The sequence below is a fragment of the Burkholderia latens genome, assembly GCF_001718795.1.
GTDB lineage: Bacteria > Pseudomonadota > Gammaproteobacteria > Burkholderiales > Burkholderiaceae > Burkholderia > Burkholderia latens_A.
The window spans coordinates 2,701,174-2,717,555 of record NZ_CP013435.1; the positions used below are offsets into that span (position 1 = coordinate 2,701,174).

14 protein-coding genes are annotated in these 16,382 nt (G+C 69.2%); 5 read left to right on the forward strand and 9 right to left on the reverse strand.

All coding sequences use genetic code 11. The features are described from left to right. Window positions 1-22: 22 nt before the first annotated feature. A complete protein-coding gene (gene mdlC / locus WK25_RS12545) occupies window positions 23-1,660 on the reverse strand; it encodes a benzoylformate decarboxylase (protein WP_069241694.1) in 1,638 nt (545 codons plus the stop codon). A gap of 99 nt (window positions 1,661-1,759) precedes the next feature. Here mdlC and WK25_RS12550 point away from each other — a divergent pair, with 99 nt between their 5' ends. From WK25_RS12550 to WK25_RS12565, 4 genes are all read left to right on the forward strand, one after another. After that, complete coding sequence (locus WK25_RS12550) at window positions 1,760-2,671, forward strand: LysR family transcriptional regulator (RefSeq protein ID WP_069241695.1); 912 nt, start codon at window positions 1,760-1,762, stop codon at window positions 2,669-2,671. A gap of 273 nt (window positions 2,672-2,944) precedes the next feature. Then, complete coding sequence (gene dalD, locus WK25_RS12555; RefSeq protein WP_040141692.1) at window positions 2,945-4,339, forward strand: D-arabinitol 4-dehydrogenase; 1,395 nt, start codon at window positions 2,945-2,947, stop codon at window positions 4,337-4,339. Between the two features lie 123 nt (window positions 4,340-4,462). Then, entirely contained in the window at window positions 4,463-5,944 is a 1,482-nt protein-coding gene (gene xylB / locus WK25_RS12560) for a xylulokinase (protein ID WP_069241696.1), read from the forward strand. 56 nt (window positions 5,945-6,000) lie between these two features. Further along, on the forward strand, window positions 6,001-6,999 hold the full coding sequence (locus WK25_RS12565) for a sugar-binding transcriptional regulator (RefSeq protein WP_174554668.1): 999 nt from the start codon (window positions 6,001-6,003) through the stop codon (window positions 6,997-6,999). A gap of 173 nt (window positions 7,000-7,172) precedes the next feature. On the opposite strand, the gene WK25_RS12570 is transcribed toward WK25_RS12565, so the two are convergent. The 8 genes from WK25_RS12570 to WK25_RS12605 form a co-directional block, all read right to left on the reverse strand. Continuing rightward, window positions 7,173-8,282, reverse strand: a complete 1,110-nt coding sequence (locus WK25_RS12570) for an ABC transporter ATP-binding protein (protein WP_059547928.1) — start codon at window positions 8,280-8,282, stop codon at window positions 7,173-7,175. Between the two features lie 75 nt (window positions 8,283-8,357). After that, entirely contained in the window at window positions 8,358-9,086 is a 729-nt protein-coding gene (locus tag WK25_RS12575) for an HAD family hydrolase (protein ID WP_040141700.1), read from the reverse strand. Continuing rightward, window positions 9,083-9,934: a carbohydrate ABC transporter permease gene (locus tag WK25_RS12580; RefSeq protein ID WP_069241698.1), complete on the reverse strand. Its 852-nt coding sequence runs from the start codon at window positions 9,932-9,934 to the stop codon at window positions 9,083-9,085. The genes WK25_RS12575 and WK25_RS12580 overlap by 4 nt, the downstream gene beginning before the upstream one ends. After that, window positions 9,931-10,872, reverse strand: a complete 942-nt coding sequence (locus WK25_RS12585; protein WP_040141704.1) for a carbohydrate ABC transporter permease — start codon at window positions 10,870-10,872, stop codon at window positions 9,931-9,933. The genes WK25_RS12580 and WK25_RS12585 overlap by 4 nt, the downstream gene beginning before the upstream one ends. Before the next feature lie 114 nt (window positions 10,873-10,986). Further along, entirely contained in the window at window positions 10,987-12,312 is a 1,326-nt protein-coding gene (locus tag WK25_RS12590; protein WP_040141706.1) for an ABC transporter substrate-binding protein, read from the reverse strand. A gap of 89 nt (window positions 12,313-12,401) precedes the next feature. Then, a complete protein-coding gene (locus tag WK25_RS12595) occupies window positions 12,402-13,760 on the reverse strand; it encodes a D-tagatose-bisphosphate aldolase, class II, non-catalytic subunit (RefSeq protein WP_069241699.1) in 1,359 nt (452 codons plus the stop codon). Continuing rightward, window positions 13,748-14,704 carry a sugar kinase gene (locus WK25_RS12600; protein ID WP_069241700.1) on the reverse strand — a complete coding sequence of 319 codons (957 nt, stop codon included), beginning with the start codon at window positions 14,702-14,704 and terminating at the stop codon, window positions 13,748-13,750. Before WK25_RS12600 ends, WK25_RS12595 begins: the two co-directional genes overlap by 13 nt. Window positions 14,705-14,776: 72 nt before the next feature. After that, window positions 14,777-15,553 carry an L-iditol 2-dehydrogenase gene (locus WK25_RS12605; protein ID WP_069241701.1) on the reverse strand — a complete coding sequence of 259 codons (777 nt, stop codon included), beginning with the start codon at window positions 15,551-15,553 and terminating at the stop codon, window positions 14,777-14,779. A 326-nt stretch (window positions 15,554-15,879) separates the two neighbouring features. On the opposite strand from WK25_RS12605, the gene WK25_RS12610 reads away from it, so the two are divergent. Beyond that, the gene (locus tag WK25_RS12610; protein WP_014896195.1) at window positions 15,880-16,341 is read left to right on the forward strand and encodes a Fur family transcriptional regulator; all 462 of its coding nucleotides are present in this window, start codon (window positions 15,880-15,882) and stop codon (window positions 16,339-16,341) included. Window positions 16,342-16,382 lie beyond the last annotated feature (41 nt).

The window sequence follows — 16,382 nt, forward strand, 5'->3', positions numbered from 1 at the left end:
TCTCCGGAAGACGCGTGGCGCGTCAGGCAACCTCGACGTCGACGACGACGGGCGTATCGGCCCGCAGCGCGTCGGCGAGCACATCGGTCAATGTCGCGCGCAGCCGCGAGGCGTCGGCGACGCGCACTGCGCGGCACCGCATTCCCTGCGCAAGCGCGACGAAATCCAGGTCGGGCAGATCGGTGCCCTGCACCGGATCGCCGGGGCCGAAACCGAACACCGGCGCGAAATCCTGCAGCGCGGCGTAACGGCGATTGTTGAGGATCACGAACGCGATCGGCAGCTTCAGCTGCGCGGCGCTCCACAGCGCCTGGATCGAATACAGGCTCGAGCCGTCGCCGATCAGCGCGATCACACGCTGGCCGCGCCGCGCGAGCGCGACACCGACCGCGGCCGGCATCCCGTACCCGAGCCCGCCGCTGTCCATCGTGTAGAACGTGCCGCTGTGCGTGAACGGAAGGTAGTCCTGCATCACCGGCCGCGCGCTCGGCGCTTCCTCGACGACGATGTCGTGCGGCTCGCGCACGTCGGCGAGCGTCTGCAGCGCGAATGCGACCGACATCCGCTCGCCGCCGCCCGGCGCTGCAACGCGCGCACGCGCCGGACGCGGCGTGGGCATCGGCCGCTCGGGCGGTGCCGGCCGCGCGAGCAGGTCGCGAGCCGCGAGCCGCAGATTGCCGACGACCGCGTCGCCCGACGGCGTCCATGCTGCGACGCCCGGATCGTCGACGAGCTGCACGAGGGTCGCGCCCGGCGGCACGTGCGGACCGAAACCTTCGATGTGATAGGTGAACGCGGGTGCGCCGAACGCCAACACGAGGTCGTGCCCGTCGAGCCGCGCAACGATCTTCTCGCGAATCGCCGGCAGGAAGCCGGCGAACAGCGGATGGTCCTCGGGAAAGCTGCAGCGTCCCGACATCGGCGCGGCATACACGCTCGCCCGGTGCCGCTCGGCGAGCCGCACGACGTCGTCCCACGCGCCGGCACGATCGACGGCCGCGCCGACCACGAGCGCCGGCCGCCGCGCGGCATCGAGCGCGTCGCCGAGCCGCGCGAGCGCGTCGGGATCGGGCCGCACGACGCTGCTCACGTCGCGGCGTGGCAGCAGCTCGGCCGGCTGATCCCAGTCGTCGACCGGGATGGACACGAACACCGGCCCGCGCGGCTCCTGCATCGCGATCCGGTACGCACGCGCGATCGCAGCCGGCACGTCCTGCGCGCGCGCGGGCTCGATGCTCCACTTCACGTACGGCTTCGGCAGCTCGGCGGCCTGCGTCGAGCCCAGGAACGGATCGAACGGCAAGATTGCACGCGCCTGCTGGCCAGCGGTGACGATCAGCGGCGTCCGGTTCTTGAACGCGGTGAACAGGTTGCCCATCGCGTTGCCGACGCCGGCCGCCGAATGCAGATTGACGACCGCCGCATTGCCGGTGGCCTGCGCATAACCGTCGGCCATGCCGACCACGATGGCCTCCTGCAGGCCGAGCACGTACTGGAAGTCGGCCGGGAAATCGCGAAACATCGGCAATTCGGTCGAGCCGGGATTGCCGAACACGCGGTCGATCCCGAACTGGCGAAACAGGTCGATGACGGCTCCGCGGACGGTCACGGGTGTAGCGGCCGCCGCAGACGTGGCGGATCGGGACGGGGTGCCGGACATGCTCGGGCGTCTCCTCGGTGGCTTGGCGGTTTCCACAGTATCGAAGCGCGATCCATTCGCGGATACTGTATTTTTTGCGAAAAGCCATAACGATTTGGCATGACTTTCGACCTTCGACAATTGCGGGCATTCACGACCATCGTCGCGTGCGGAAGTCTCGGCCGCGCAGCCGAAGCGCTGCACGTGACACAGCCGGCGCTGAGCCGGATCCTGAAGCGGCTCGAGGACCAGGTCGGCGCGCCGCTGTTCGAACGCCACTCGAAAGGCGTCCAGCTGACCGCGTTCGGCGACGCGCTGCTGCCGCACGCGACGCTGCTGCAGCACGAGGCCGAGCACGCGCGCGAGGAACTCGACGCGATGCGCGGCTTCGCGAAGGGCACGATCAAGGTCGGCACCGTGGGCAGCATCGCAAGCCTGGTTTTGCCGGTCGCGGTCGGCCGCGTGCTGGACCGCTGGCCGAACCTGCGTGTCGAGATCATCGAAGGCGTGTGGGACCGGCTCGCCGAAGGGCTCACCAAACACGAGATCGATCTCGCGCTGTCCGCTTACGGTCCCGACACGGACGAGATCGTCGCGATTCCGGAGTGCCGCTGGGAAGATCGCAGCCATATCGTTGCGGCGCCGCACCATCCGCTCCGCGCGCTCGGCCGCGCGCCGACGCTTGCCGACACGCTGCACGCACGCTGGGCGATTCCGCCGCGCGGCACCGCACCGTTCGACCACATGCGCGCGACCTTCGACGCGCACGGGCTCGCGCTGCCCGACATCGCGGTCGAGACGCGCTCGGTCACGACGCTGAAGGGCCTCGTCGCGCATGCGGGCTTCCTGAGCTGGATGGCCGAACCGATGTACGGCGCCGAACGGCGGGCAGGCACGATCGATACGCTGCCGGTGCGCGAGGTCGTCGCGATACGCACGCTGACCGCGTTCCGGCGGCGTCACGGCATCCTGCCGGGGCCGGCCGGGAAGCTCCTCGACGAGCTCGTCGCGTTGACGCGCGACGCGGGGTGAGCGCTGCCGTGCCCGGTGTGTCCGGCCGCGCTTGCCGCCGGCGCATTGCGGCCATTACTGCGGCACTCGCCCTCCGCCCCTCCGCGCTCGCGGCTCCGGCGCCAGCCCTCCCCGCCGCATCGCACCATCGAAATGCCATGTCCGCGCCTTGACTTTCGCGCCTCCGAATACGATCATTCGCTCACATGAAGAGCAAATGATCGTATTAGACAGCAACGATCGCGGATGCCGCGCCGCAGCTGCGCGCGCTCCGATCGCGACAGGAGACACCGGATGACCGACTCGCCCTCCGCCCGCACGCCCGTGCTGCTGCACATCGGTGCAGGCTCGTTTCATCGCGCGCATCAGGCGTGGTACCTGCACCGCGTGAACGCGGCCGTGCCGGCCGACGAGCGCTGGACGCTGACCGTCGGCAACATCCGCGACGACATGCGCGCGACGATGGACGCGCTCGCCGCGCAGCACGGCGCATACACGCTCGAAACCGTCACGCCGCAAGGCGAGCGCGCGTACGAGACGATTCAAGCGATCTCGCGCGTGCTGCCGTGGTCGGTCGACCTCGCCGCGCTGATCGATGCAGGCGCCGACCCGGCGTGCCGGATCGTGTCGTTCACCGTCACCGAAGGCGGCTATTACCTCGACGAACACAACCGCCTCGACGTCGCGAATGCCGATCTCGCGGCGGACCTGCAAGGCGCACGCACGACGCTGTACGGCGCGCTCGCCGCGCTGCTCGCCGAACGCGTGCAGCGCGGCGCGGGCCCGCTCACGCTGCAAAGCTGCGACAACCTGCGCAACAACGGCGCGCGCTTTCGCGCGGGCATGCGCGAATTCCTCGAACGGCGCGGCGAAGGCGGCCTGCTCGCGTGGTTCGATGCGCACGTTGCGACGCCGAGCGCGATGGTCGACCGCATCACGCCGCGCCCGACCGCCGACGTGCGCGAGCGCGTGCGCGCGGCCACCGGCGTCGACGATGCGTGTCCGGTGATGGGCGAGTCGTTCATTCAGTGGGTGATCGAGGACCGTTTCGCGGCCGGCCGGCCGCGCTGGGAGCTGGCGGGAGCCGAACTGGTCGGCGACGTGCACCCGTACGAGGAAGCGAAGATCCGCATCCTGAACGCGACGCACAGCTGCATCGCGTGGGCCGGCACGCTCGCGGGCTACACGTATATCCACGAGGGCACGCACGACGCGGCGATCCGCCGCTTCGCGCACGATTACGTAACGCAGGACGTGATGCCGTGCCTGACGCCGAGCCCGCTCGATCTCGCGCGCTATCGCGACGTCGTGCTCGAACGCTTCGGCAATCCGTACGTGCTCGATACGAACCAGCGCGTCGCGGCCGACGGCTTCTCGAAGATTCCCGGCTTCATCGCCCCGACGCTCGTCGAGTCGTTCGCGCGCGGCCGCGCGCCTGTCGCGACCGCCGTGCTTCCGGCGCTGTTCCTGCGCTTTCTCGAACGCTGGGCGCGCGGCCTGCTGCCGTATGCGTACCAGGACGGCGTGATGGACGAAAGCGCCGCACGCGCGATCGTCGACGCCGACGATCCGGCCGCCGCGCTGTGCGCAAGCCGCGCGCTGTGGGGCTCGGTCGCCGGCAACGCGGCGCTGCACGACGCGCTACGCGCCGGGCTCGCCCGCGTGGATGCATGGCTCGCGCAGCGCTGATGCGCGGCGCCGGTTCCGGCGGCTGCCGCGCGCACGCGGCCTTGCATCGGGGCCAACCTGCGTTGGCATCGGTGCGTGCGTACGGCTAAAGTAGCGGCTCCTCTCTGACGGAACGGATCGCTCATGTATCTCGGCATCGACCTCGGCACTTCGGAAGTGAAGGTGCTGCTGCTGGCCCCGGACGGCACCGTGGTCGGCACCGCAGGCACGCCGTTCAGCGTGTCGCGGCCGCACCCGCGCTGGGCGGAACAGCATCCGGAGGACTGGTGGCAAGGCACGCTCGCCGCGCTCGCGGTACTGCGCGAGCGGCACCGTGAAGCGTTCGCGCAGGTGCGCGGAATCGGCCTGTCCGGGCAGATGCACGGTGCGGTGCTGCTCGGCCGCGACGACCGCGTGCTGCGCCCCGCGATCCTGTGGAACGACATGCGCAGCGCCGACGAATGCGCGCTGCTTACCGAACGCGCGCCCGATCTGCACGCGCTCGCCGGCAATCTGGCGATGCCCGGCTTCACCGCGCCGAAGCTGCTATGGGTTGCGAAGCATGAACCCGACGTGTTCGCCGCGACCGCGTGCGTGCTGATGCCGAAGGATTACCTGCGGTTCCGGCTCACCGGCGCGAAAGTGTCCGACCCGTCGGACGCGGCCGGCACGCTGTGGCTCGACGTCGCGCGCCGCGACTGGTCCGACGCGCTGCTCGCCGCCTGCGGGATGACGCGCGCGCAGATGCCGCGCATCGTCGAAGGCAATGCGCCGTCCGGCACGCTGCGCGCGGACGTCGCGCGCGCGCTGGGGCTGTCGGAGGCGGTGGTGGTCGCGGGCGGCGGCGGCGACAACGCGACGAGCGCACTCGGCATCGGCGCGATTCATGCGGGCGACGGCTTCGTGTCGCTCGGCACGTCGGGCGTGCTGAGCGTGGTTGGCGACCGCTTCATGCCGAACCCCGCGTCGGCCGTGCACGCGTTCTGTCACGCGATTCCCGATCGCTGGCAATTGATGAGCGTCGTGCTGTCGGCCGCCAGTTGCCTGCGCTGGGTCTGCAAGCTGACGGGCACCGACGAGCCGGCACTTCTCGCCGAAATCGAGGCGCTCGATGCCGGCGCGCTCGCCACTGCCCCGCTGTTTCTGCCGTATCTGTCCGGCGAGCGTACGCCGCACAACGATCCATATGCGCAAGGCGTGTTCTTCGGGATGACACATGCAACCGAGCGCGCGCATCTCGGCTACGCGGTGCTCGAAGGCGTGACGCTCGGCCTGGCCGACGGCCTCGACGCCCTGCATGCGGCCGGCGTCGAAACCGATCGCCTGTCGCTGATCGGCGGCGGCGCGCGCAGCGCGTTCTGGGCGCAGCTGATCGCCGACGCGCTGAACGTGCGCACGCGCCAGCACGGCGGCGGAGAAACCGGTGCAGCGCTCGGCGCCGCGCGCCTCGGCTGGCTCGCCGTCGGCGGCGATCCGCATACGGTGCTGACCAAGCCGCCGGTGCGCGCCGAATACGCGCCGAATCCGTCCCGCCATGCGGCGCTGCACGAGCGCCTCGATGCGTTCCGCACGTTGTATCGGCACGTGCGCCCGCTTTACGAGCCGTCGCGCGCGCGGCTCGCGTAACGCGCTGCTGCGGCGCGCCGAGTGCGTCGGCCGCCGCCGGGCATGCGTTACAGTGGATGTCGTTGCGCCGCCTGACGGCCGGCCCAGATTCGAACCGAACCGCTATCGTGTCCAAATCCTCAGAAAAACTCGATCTCGCCACGCGCGCCGCGTGGCTCTACTACGTAGCCGGCGACACGCAGAACGAAATCGCCGAAAAGCTCCAGGTGTCGCGCCCCGTCGCGCAGCGCCTGGTCGCGTTCGCGGTCGAGAAGAACCTGATCCGCGTGCGCGTCGATCACCGGCTCGCCGACTGTCTCGATCTCGGCGCGCAGCTGTCGAAACGTTACGGGCTCGCGATGTGCGAAGTCGTGCCCGTCGATGCCGACGCGCCCGATGCGATCGACCGCAAGCTGGCCGTTGCCGGCGCGCAGGTGATGGAGCGCTATCTGAACGAGACGCGGCCGATGGTGATCGCAGTCAGCAGCGGCCGCACGCTGAAGGCGGCGGTCGCGCAGATCGCGCAGATCGAGCGGCCGCAGCATCGACTCGTGTCGATGGTCGGCGCGATCGCGGCCGACGGCTCGTCGAACCGCTACGACGTCGCGCAGTACATTTCCGAAAAAACGGGCGGCAAGCATTTCCTGTTGCCCGCGCCGCTGTTCGCCGACAGCGACGCCGAGCGCGCGCAGTGGTGCAATCACCGGCTGTACCGGATCGTCGACGCGCTGTCGGCGCAGGCCGACGTCGCGTTCGTCGGAATCGGCAACATCGGCCCGCACTGCCCGCTGTACGAAGACGGCTTCATCACCGGACAGGAGCGCGACGAAATGATCGCGCGCGGTGCGGTGGCCGAGCTGCTCGGCGTGCCGATCGACGCGCAGGGCCGGCTCGTCGAAGTATCGACGAGCGCGCGTGTGACCAGCGTGCCGCTCGCGACGCCGCCGAAGCGGCCGACGATCGCGTTCGCGGGCGGCCCGAAGAAGCGCAACGCGGTGATCGCAGCGCTGCGCGGCGGCTGGGTGTCGGGGCTCGTGACCGACGAGACGTGCGCACGCGCGGCGCTCGACGCGTAATGGCGCCGATGGAGGTCGTGCAAAACGAAGACGCCAAACCGGCGCAGCCGGTTTCAATCCGCCGTACCGGGCTATCGGCCGCCGTCACCGCTCGACGGCTCGTTCGATACGTGCCGTAACCGGCCGCGCGCGCCGGCGGTTGCATCACGCAACGTCGTGGGACCGGCCTGCGCTCACGCCGCCTTCGCGTGCACGCCGAGCCGCGGGAACGCATGGCCGTGCTCATCGAACAGATGGCAGTGCTCGGCATCCGCATGCATCTGCAGCACCTCGCCGGTACGGTACGTGTCGAGCGGCGGGATTCGCGCGATCAGCCCGTCCGGTGCGGCCGACGACTCCGCATACAGATACGCCGCGTCGCCGAGCGACTCGACGGCCATCGTTTTCGCAGTCACATGTTGCGCCGCCGCGCCGACGAGCAGATGCTCCGGCCGCACGCCGACGGTCACCGGCGCACCGCGCTGCAATCCGGCCGCGTCGACCGCGACACGCTGCATGTCGCCGCTGTCGAAGCGCACGAGCACGCCGCCCGCATCGGCCGACTCGACCGCCCCTTTCAGGAAATTCATCTTCGGCGAGCCGATGAAGCCCGCGACGAACTGGTTCGCGGGCGCGTGGTACAGGGCGTTCGGCGTGCCGACCTGCTGCACGTCGCCGCCCGACAGCACGACGATCTTGTCGGCGAGCGTCATCGCCTCGACCTGATCGTGCGTCACGTAGATCATCGTCGTCTTCAGCTCGTCGTGCAGCCGTGCGAATTCGAGCCGCATCTTCACGCGCAGCGCGGCGTCGAGATTCGACAGCGGCTCGTCGAACAGAAACACCTTCGGCTTGCGCGTGATCGCCCGGCCGATCGCGACGCGCTGTCGCTGCCCGCCCGACAGCTGCTTCGGCTTGCGGTCGAGCAGATGATCGATATGCAGGATCTTCGCGGCCTGCTTCACAGCCTGGTCGATCTCGGGCTTCTTCGCGCCCGCGAGCTTGAGGCCGAACGCCATGTTGTCGTACAGCGTCATGTGCGGATACAGCGCATACGACTGAAACACCATCGCGATGCCGCGCTTCGCGCTCGGCACGTCGTTGACCTTCGCACCGTCGATCAGCAGATCGCCGCTCGAGATGTCCTCGAGCCCGGCGATCATCCTCATCAGCGTGGATTTGCCGCAGCCGCTCGGGCCGACGAACACGACGAATTCGCCGTCGGCGATGTCGAGGTTCACGTTGCGCAGCACTTCGGTGTCGTCGTAGCGCTTCGCGATATTGCGCAGGAGCACGCTTGCCATGGTCTGTCTCCGTTCGTTCGTGATGCTTGATGTATCGTGCGCCGCGGCGACGCCGCGCGCGATCGTCTTTCGCCGTTAGCCCGGCAGCACGGCGCCCGTCGCCTGCCAGCGCGCAACGTAGTCGGGCAGCTCGCGCATGTCGTCGAACACGTGCCGCGCGCCGATGCCTCGCAGCGCGTCGATCTGCGCGGCCGACGCATGCCCGCCGCCGACGAAGCCGAGCACGGTCATGCCGGCCGCCGCGGCCGCGGTGATGCCGGTCACGCTGTCCTCGACGACAAGGCACTGCGCGGGCACCGCACCGAGCGCGCGCGCGGCCGCCAGATACACGTCGGGCGCCGGTTTCGGCCGCGCGACGGCGTCCGCGCAGAACAGCCGGTCGCCGAAGAAGCGCGCGAGGCCGGTGCGCGCGAGCGCCGCTTCGACGTACGCGCGGTAGCTGTTGCTCGCGCACGCGGTCGTCAGCTCGATCGCCGCAAGCGCCGTATCGATGCCGTCCACCATCGGCGCGTTGACAGCCGCCGCTTCGACCGCGCGGCGGATCGCATCGACGTCGTCGGCCGACAGCGTACGGCCGACGGCTTCGCTCGCACCGGCCAGCACACGCTCGATGCGCAGCCCGAGCAGCGGCATCACCGCCGGCCGCGCATCGACGCCCGGCCAGCGCGCATCGAGTTCGCGCACGATCACGTCGGCGGCGACGGCCTCGCTGTCGATCAGCACGCCGTCGCAATCGCAGATCAGCACGTTCACGCCATGACCGACCGCGCGCTTGCCGGCCGCACCTTCGCCGGCCGCGCTCATTTGACCGCCCCGAACGTGAGCCCGCGCACCAGCTGCTTCTGCGACAGCCAGCCGACGATCAGGATCGGCGCGACCGCGAGCAGCGACGCCGCGGACAGCTTCGCCCAGAACAAGCCTTCAGGGCTCGAATACGACGCGATGAACACGGTCAGCGGTGCCGCGTTCGAGCTCGACAGGTTGATGCTCCAGAACGCCTCGTTCCACGACAGGATCACGAGCAGCAGCGCGGTCGACGCGAGCCCCGGCAGCGCCATCGGCATCAGCAGATAGACGATCTCCTGCCACGTCGATGCGCCGTCGATGCGGCCGGCTTCGAGGATGTCCTTCGGAATCTCGTTGAAATACGTGAACGTCATCCACACCGCGATCGGCAGGTTGATCAACGTGTACACGATCACGAGGCCGGACACGGTATCGAGCAGCCCCGCGTTCTTCCAGAGCAGATAGATCGGCACGAGCACGCCGACCGACGGCATCATCTTGGTCGACAGCATCCACAGCAGCACCTTCTGCGTGCGGCGGTTCGGAAAGAACGCCATTGCGTACGCGGCCGGCACCGCGAGCAGCAGCGAGATCGCCGTGACGCCCGCCGAAATCAGCACCGAATTCCACGCGAATGCGAAGTAGTTGCTGCGCGCGAAAACCTCGCGGAAGCTGTCGAGCGTCGGCATGAAGAACAGCGTCGACGCATACGCCTGCTGCTCGGTCTTGAACGCGGTGATCGCCATCCAGAAGATCGGGAAAAACAGCAGCAGCGCGATCAGCCACGCGAGCGCGCCGGGCAGCGCGCGCCGCACGAGGTCGAATGGGGCCGGCGCGCGCCGGCCTTCGATGGTCAGGTCGCTCATGACTCGTACTCCCCCTTCAGGTTGCGCGCGAGCATCCGCACCAGGAAGAACGACACGACGTTCGCGACCACGACGGCAATGATCCCGCCCGCGGATGCGAGCCCGACGTCGAACTGCTGCAGGCCGAGCGCGTAAATCAGGTACGACAGGTTGGTCGTCGCATTGCCCGGGCCGCCGCCCGTCGTCGTGTAGATCTCCGCGAAGATCGACAGCAGGAAAATCGTCTCCATCATCACGACGACGGCAATCGCGCGCTTCAGGTGCGGCAGCGTGATGTAGAAGAACATCGCGATCGGGCCCGCGCCGTCGATGCGCGCGGCTTCCTTCTGTTCCTGGTCGAGCGACTGGATCGCCGTGAACAGGATCAGGAACGCGAACGGCAGCCACTGCCACGCGACGATCATGATCACCGCGGTGAGCGGGTAATCGGCGAACCAGTCGACCGGCGTCATCCCGAACGCGCGCATCGCATTCGCGACGAGCCCGTACACCGGATGCAGGATCATGTTCTTCCAGATCAGCGCGGCGACCGTCGGCATCACGAAGAACGGCGCAATGGCCAGCAGCCGTGCAATGCCCTGCCCGTAGAACTTGCGGTCGAACAGCACGGCCATCAGCACGCCGCCGATCACCGTGATCGCGAGCACCGCGCCGATCAGCACGAGCGTGTGCCAGATCGCGGGCAGGAACGACGGATCCGTCGCGAGAAAGCGGTAGTTGTCGAGCCCGGCGAAACCCTTCACGTCCGGGTTCAGCAGGTTGTAGCGCGACAGCGAATACCAGATCGTCATCGCGAGCGGAATCGACATCCACAGCAGCAGCACCGCGACGGACGGCGACACGAGCCAGCTCGCGCCGCGCGCGCGGCGCGGCGCGAGCGGCGTCGACGCGTCGCCGACCGACGGCGCGTGGCCCAGGGGAAGACGTAAATGACGCATGATCGGAGTCCCTCCGGTTGATGCGCGGGCGCGAACGGCCTGCCCGCATTGCTGCTTCGGCGGCGCGCATCGTGCGCGCTGCCGCACACGGTGCGCGCCGCGTGACTTCCGGCGTTACTTCTTGTAGCCGGCCTGCCGCACCGCACGATCGGCGGCCGCCTGGCCCGCGGCGAGCGCCTGGTCGACCGACATCTGGCCGGCCACCGCACCGGCGATCGCCTGCCCGACCACCGTGCCGAACGACTGGAATTCAGGAATCCCGACGTACTGCACGCCCGTGTACGGGACCTTCTTCAGCGACGGATCGTTCGGGTCAGCCGTCTCGATCGCCTTCAGCACGAAGTCCGAGAACGGCGCGGCGGCCTTGTACTCGGCGCGCTGATACGTCGACGAGCGGGTGCCCGGCGGCACCGACGCCCAGCCTTCGTCCTTGCCGACCATTTCGACGTACTGCTTCGACGTCGCCCACGCGATGAACTTGCGCGCGGCGTCCTGCTGCTTCGACGTCTTCGGCACGGCGAGCGCCCACGCCCACAGCCAGTGCGAGCCCTTCGGCGTGACGGCGACCGGCGCGGCCGCGAAACCGATCTTGTCGGCGACCTGCGACTGCTGCTTGTTGTAGAGCATCCCGGCGGCGACCGTCGCGTCGATCCACATCGCGCACTTGCCCGATGCGGTGAGCGTCAGGTTCTCGTTGAACCCGTTCGAGCTCGCTCCCGGCGGCCCGTTCTTCTTCAGCAGGTTCACGTAGAAATTGATCGCCTTCTTCCATTCGGGCGACGTGAGCTGCGCGTTCCAGTTCTCGTCGAACCAGCGTCCGCCGAACGTGTTCACGACCGTCGACACGTACGCCATGTTCTCGCCCCATCCGGCCTTGCCGCGCAGGCAGATCCCGTAGGTGCCCTTCGACTTGTCGGTGAGCTTGTCCGCGAATTCGGCGATCTGGTCGTAGGTCGGCTGGTCGGGCATCTTGAGCCCCTTCGCGGCGAACAGGTCCTTGCGGTAAAACGTCATCGAGCTTTCGACGTAGAACGGCAGCGCGTAGAGCTGGCCGTTGTACGACAGGCTGTCGCGGGCGGTCTTGACGATGTCGTTCAGGTCGTAGTCGGCGGGCAGGCCCGTCATCGGCGCGAGCCAGCCGCGCTTGCCCCACTGCGGCGTCTCGTAGGTGCCGATCGCCATCACGTCGAACTGGCCGCTGCCGGTCGTGATGTCGGTGGTCGCGCGCTGGCGCAGCACGTTTTCCTCGAGGATCACCCAGTTCAGCTTGATGTCGGGGTTCGCCTTCTCGAACGCCGGCGACAGCTTCTTCAACTCGATCATGTCCGGGTTGTTCAGCGTCGCGATCGTCAGCGTGCCGGCGGACGCCGCACACGCGGCCGTCGCAAGCGCGGCTCCGGCGAAGCAGCGTACGGCGGCATCGAGCATCTTTCGTTGCATGGCATGTCTCCTGTGATTGTTCGAACTGTCGTCGGTATTGCGTGTTGCGTAGTGCGTATGTCGCGTTGCCGCGTTTCCTTCGCGGCCCGTCATGCCGGCCGCTGCATCCCGCACGCGCGCGCGTAGTGCGCGATCACGTCGCGTATCCGGTGGCGCACCCACGCGCGCGGTTCCCGTGCGAGGCCGCCCGCGCGGCACGCCGCGTACACGTCCGGCAGCCACTGCGCGACGAGCGTTTCCGGCACCGGCTGCCGCGCGAGGTTGCCGAACAATTGCTCGACTGCCGCCGCAACGGCCGGCTGCAGCCAGTAGTAGCGGATCCGGTCGCTGTAGCTGAACTGGCGCGCGAGCCGCTGCTCGGCCTCGTCGCCTCGATAGTACGGCGCCCAGTGTTCCGGCTGCGCGCGCATCGCGGCGTCGACGACGTCGCGCAGGCGCGAGCGCTGCGCGACGTCGTCGATCAGCGCATCCTCGATGAACGTGAGTGCGAACAGCGCCTCGCGCAGCGCGAAGGTCAGCGCGGGGCCGACCTTCAGCACCGCGAAATGATCGCGCACGAGCGCGGCAAGCGCGGCTTCGGTCTGGTAGTCGGTCGAATGCGCCTCGAACACGAGGCGCGGTGTGCGCAGGATGCTCGCGCCGAGCGACGCCGCCTTCGCGCTGTCGTAGTCGAGCACATGACGATCGTCGAAATCGACGCCCGGCTGCGCGACGATCGCAACGACGCGCGTCCATGCGTCGTCGAGCCCTGCCGCGGCGAACGCGCTGCGGTGCGCGTCGAGCGTCGCGGCGATGCTGTCGCTGCGCGTGACCGCGATCCGCGCGATCGCGGCGCCGTCCGCATCGCCGTCGCCGGCGACTTCGCCGCCCGGCGTCGGCACCTCGGTGCCGATCACGTAGACGGGCGCAACGCCCGCGCGCGCCGCGGCATCCTCCGCGGCCCGGCACAGCTCGGCCGCGCGCGCGGCGATTGTGCGATCGTCGAGCCGCACCGGATCGTCCGCGCACGCCATGCTCGCGTCGAGATGGATCTTCTCGAACCCGGCTTCGACATACGCGGCGACCATCGCGGCCGCTTCGCGCATTGCGTCGGCCGCGCGGCGGTGCCGCCACGGGTTCGGCCCGAGATGATCGCCGCCGAGCACGAGCGCCGACGGCGCAAGCCCGCAGCGTTGCGCGATCGCATCGACGTCGCGCCGGAAGTCCGCGGGCGTCATGCCGGTATAGCCGCCGAGATGGTTGACCTGGTTGCAGGTCGCCTCGATCAGCAGCGGCGAACCGTCGACGCGCGCGGCTTCGCATGCGGCTTCCAGCACGAGCCGGTGCGCGCTGCAGATCGAGTAGATGCCGCGCTGGGCATCCGCGCGGTTCTCGTCGAAGATCATCCGCAGCACGGTCCCAGCGTGCGCGGTGCGCGCGTGCTCCGCGATGCTCGTCAGGCCGGGCATGCGACACCTCGTTCGGTCAGGAAGCGGTCGATCTCGGCCGCGCTGCTGTTACCCTCCATCGGGCCGCGCCGCGTGACCGCGATCGCGCCGGCCGCGTTCGCGCGGCGCAGCGCGACGTCGATCGGCAGGCCCGCGACGAGGCTCGCGACCAGCGTGCCGCCGAAGCAGTCTCCCGCGCCGGTCGGATCGAGTTCGTCAATACGGTAGGCCTGCGCATCGACGCGGCTCGCCCGATCGAACGCGACACTGCCGGCCGCGCCGCGCTTGAGCACGACGCGCTCGAGCAGCGGATGAGTCGCGAGCAGCCCGGCGATCGCGCGTTCGGCCGGCTGCGGTCCGCAGAAGAACGGCAAGTCGGCCTCGCTCGGCAGGAACAGGTGGCACGCGGCGAGCATTGCGTCGAGCGCCGCGCGCATCGGCCGGAAGCTCAGCATCTCGGGCCGCACGTTGGGGTCGAACGACACCTTCGCGCCCGCGTGCGCCGCTTCGATCACGCCGCGCTGCACGGCCGCGATCGCCGATTCGCTCGTCAGCGACGACCCCATCACGTGGAAGTAGCGGCAGCCGTCGAACATCGGCGTGTCGACATCGGACGCGTCCACGCACGCGGCTGCGCTGGTCGACAGGCTGAACACGAAACTGCGCGAACCGTCGTCGCGATACGCGACGAACGCGGTGCCGGTCGGGCGCGCAACACGGCGAATGCGCGTGACGTCGACGCCGTCGCGTTCGAGACGTGCGACGATCGCGTCGCCGAACGCATCGCGGCCGACACAGCCCGCATACGCGACGCGCGCACCGAGCCGCGCAGCCTGATCGGCGAAGATCGCCGGCGCACCGCTCGGAAACGGCCCCGCGAACATGCCCGGCGCGTCGAAGCCCTGGCCGCGCTCGGCGGCGACGAATTCGGCCAGCAGTTCGCCGGCAACCACGATCTCGGCCATCAGGCATGCCCTCGTTCGGCGGCGGCCGCGCGCGGCGGACCCACCGGGGTTGCGCTTACGAGCGGCGGCATCTCAGCTCATCCAGTTGCCGCCGTCGACGTTCAGCGTCTGGGCGGTGATGTAGTCGGCGTCGGCCGACGCCAGGAACAGCGCGGCGCCCGTCAGGTCGGCCGGCACGCCCATGCGGCCAAGCGGCACCGCTTCGCCGACGAGCCGCTTCTTTTCTCCGAGCGGCCGGTTCTCGTAGCGTGCGAAGAGCGCATCGACCTGCTCCCACATCGGCGTATCCACCACGCCCGGCGCGATGCCGTTCACGTTGATCCGGTGCGGCGCGAGCGCGAGCGCGGCCGACTGCGTGTAGCTGATCACCGCGGCCTTGGTCGCGCAGTAATGCGAGACGAGCGCCTCGCCACGACGCCCCGCCTGCGACGACATGTTGACGATCTTGCCGCCGCGCCCCTGCTCGACCATCCGGCGTGCGACGGCCTGCATCAGGAAGAACAGCCCTTTGACGTTGACCGCGAACAGCCGGTCGAACACGTCCCACGATTCGTCGAGGATCGGGCGCATGTCGAACAGCGCCGCGTTGTTGAACAGGATGTCGACGCCGCCGAAACGCTCGACGGCGGTCGCGACGATGCGCTCGATGTCGTCGCGGCGGGTGACGTCGGCGGTGACGGCCGCCGCGCGGCCGGGATTGGCCTCGACCAGCCGTGCGAGCGAACCGCTCGCGGGCTTCAGGTCCACCAGCACGCAGCGCGCGCCCTCGTCCAGATAGCGTTGCGCGACGGCTTCGCCGATGCCGCTTGCCGCGCCCGTGAGGATCGCGACCTTGTCTGCCAGTCTCACTGGTTGTCTCCGGTTCGTTCTGCTGCACGAAGATCGCGAGGTGAGCGAACGCTCGCCGACCGATCAATTGCTCTGTTATTGGTCGAATGATCGGATACGCGATTGACGCTGTCAAGGCGGCGGGCCGGCTTTCGATGATGCGCTGCGGCACGGCGGCATCGGCTGCCGGCCGGGACGCCACGTGCCGCAAGGCGTCACGCGCTGGGTGCGGCGCGGCTGAAGTGGCGACGAGGGGCGCAGCAGGCGCGCGACACGGAATCGGCGCTGCACGGCGCGGAGATACGTTATATCATCGCGATACTTCGTTTCATTGGCCGCCTCCCGCCATGGCTACCTCATCGCCCATCGACGCCCGGCTGTCCCGGGCCGACGCATTCGCCGCCGAGCACGGGCTCGCGTGGACGCCGCTGCGCCGCCAGGTCTACGAACGCGTGCTGGCCGCGCAGCGCCCGATCGGCGCATACGACCTGCTCGCCGAACTCGAGCCGCAGCGCGGCCGCGTGCCGCCGACCACCGTCTATCGCGCGCTGGATTTCCTCGTCGAGCACGGCTTCATCCACCGGATCGAATCGAAGAACGCGTTCTTCGCGTGCTGCGAGATCGGCGTGCCGCACGAAGGCCAGTTCCTGATCTGCGATTCATGCGGCGAGACCGTCGAGATCCCGGGCAGCGACCTCGCGAAGCAACTGTCCGCGAGCGAGCCTGCGCACGGGTTCGAAGTCCACCATCAGGTCGTCGAGCTGAACGGCCTGTGCGGGCACTGCAAGGGCAAGCCCGCCCAACGCTGACGTCGCACACGTGCGGCGCACGGCGCCGCCCTTTCCAACGA

What these genes read in the sequence shown, in the direction of transcription:
- WK25_RS12570 (WP_059547928.1), bottom strand. Translation starts at nt 8,282, where the DNA reads ATGGCAAGCGTGCTCCTGCGCAATATCGCGAAGCGCTACGACGACACC.
- WK25_RS12550 (WP_069241695.1), top strand. Translation starts at nt 1,760, where the DNA reads ATGACTTTCGACCTTCGACAATTGCGGGCATTCACGACCATCGTCGCG.
- xylB (WP_069241696.1), top strand. Translation starts at nt 4,463, where the DNA reads ATGTATCTCGGCATCGACCTCGGCACTTCGGAAGTGAAGGTGCTGCTG.
- WK25_RS12580 (WP_069241698.1), bottom strand. Translation starts at nt 9,934, where the DNA reads ATGAGCGACCTGACCATCGAAGGCCGGCGCGCGCCGGCCCCATTCGAC.
- mdlC (WP_069241694.1), bottom strand. Translation starts at nt 1,660, where the DNA reads ATGTCCGGCACCCCGTCCCGATCCGCCACGTCTGCGGCGGCCGCTACA.
- WK25_RS12585 (WP_040141704.1), bottom strand. Translation starts at nt 10,872, where the DNA reads ATGCGTCATTTACGTCTTCCCCTGGGCCACGCGCCGTCGGTCGGCGAC.
- WK25_RS12565 (WP_174554668.1), top strand. Translation starts at nt 6,001, where the DNA reads ATGTCGTTGCGCCGCCTGACGGCCGGCCCAGATTCGAACCGAACCGCT.
- WK25_RS12590 (WP_040141706.1), bottom strand. Translation starts at nt 12,312, where the DNA reads ATGCAACGAAAGATGCTCGATGCCGCCGTACGCTGCTTCGCCGGAGCC.
- dalD (WP_040141692.1), top strand. Translation starts at nt 2,945, where the DNA reads ATGACCGACTCGCCCTCCGCCCGCACGCCCGTGCTGCTGCACATCGGT.
- WK25_RS12600 (WP_069241700.1), bottom strand. Translation starts at nt 14,704, where the DNA reads ATGGCCGAGATCGTGGTTGCCGGCGAACTGCTGGCCGAATTCGTCGCC.
- WK25_RS12610 (WP_014896195.1), top strand. Translation starts at nt 15,880, where the DNA reads ATGGCTACCTCATCGCCCATCGACGCCCGGCTGTCCCGGGCCGACGCA.
- WK25_RS12595 (WP_069241699.1), bottom strand. Translation starts at nt 13,760, where the DNA reads ATGCCCGGCCTGACGAGCATCGCGGAGCACGCGCGCACCGCGCACGCT.
- WK25_RS12575 (WP_040141700.1), bottom strand. Translation starts at nt 9,086, where the DNA reads ATGAGCGCGGCCGGCGAAGGTGCGGCCGGCAAGCGCGCGGTCGGTCAT.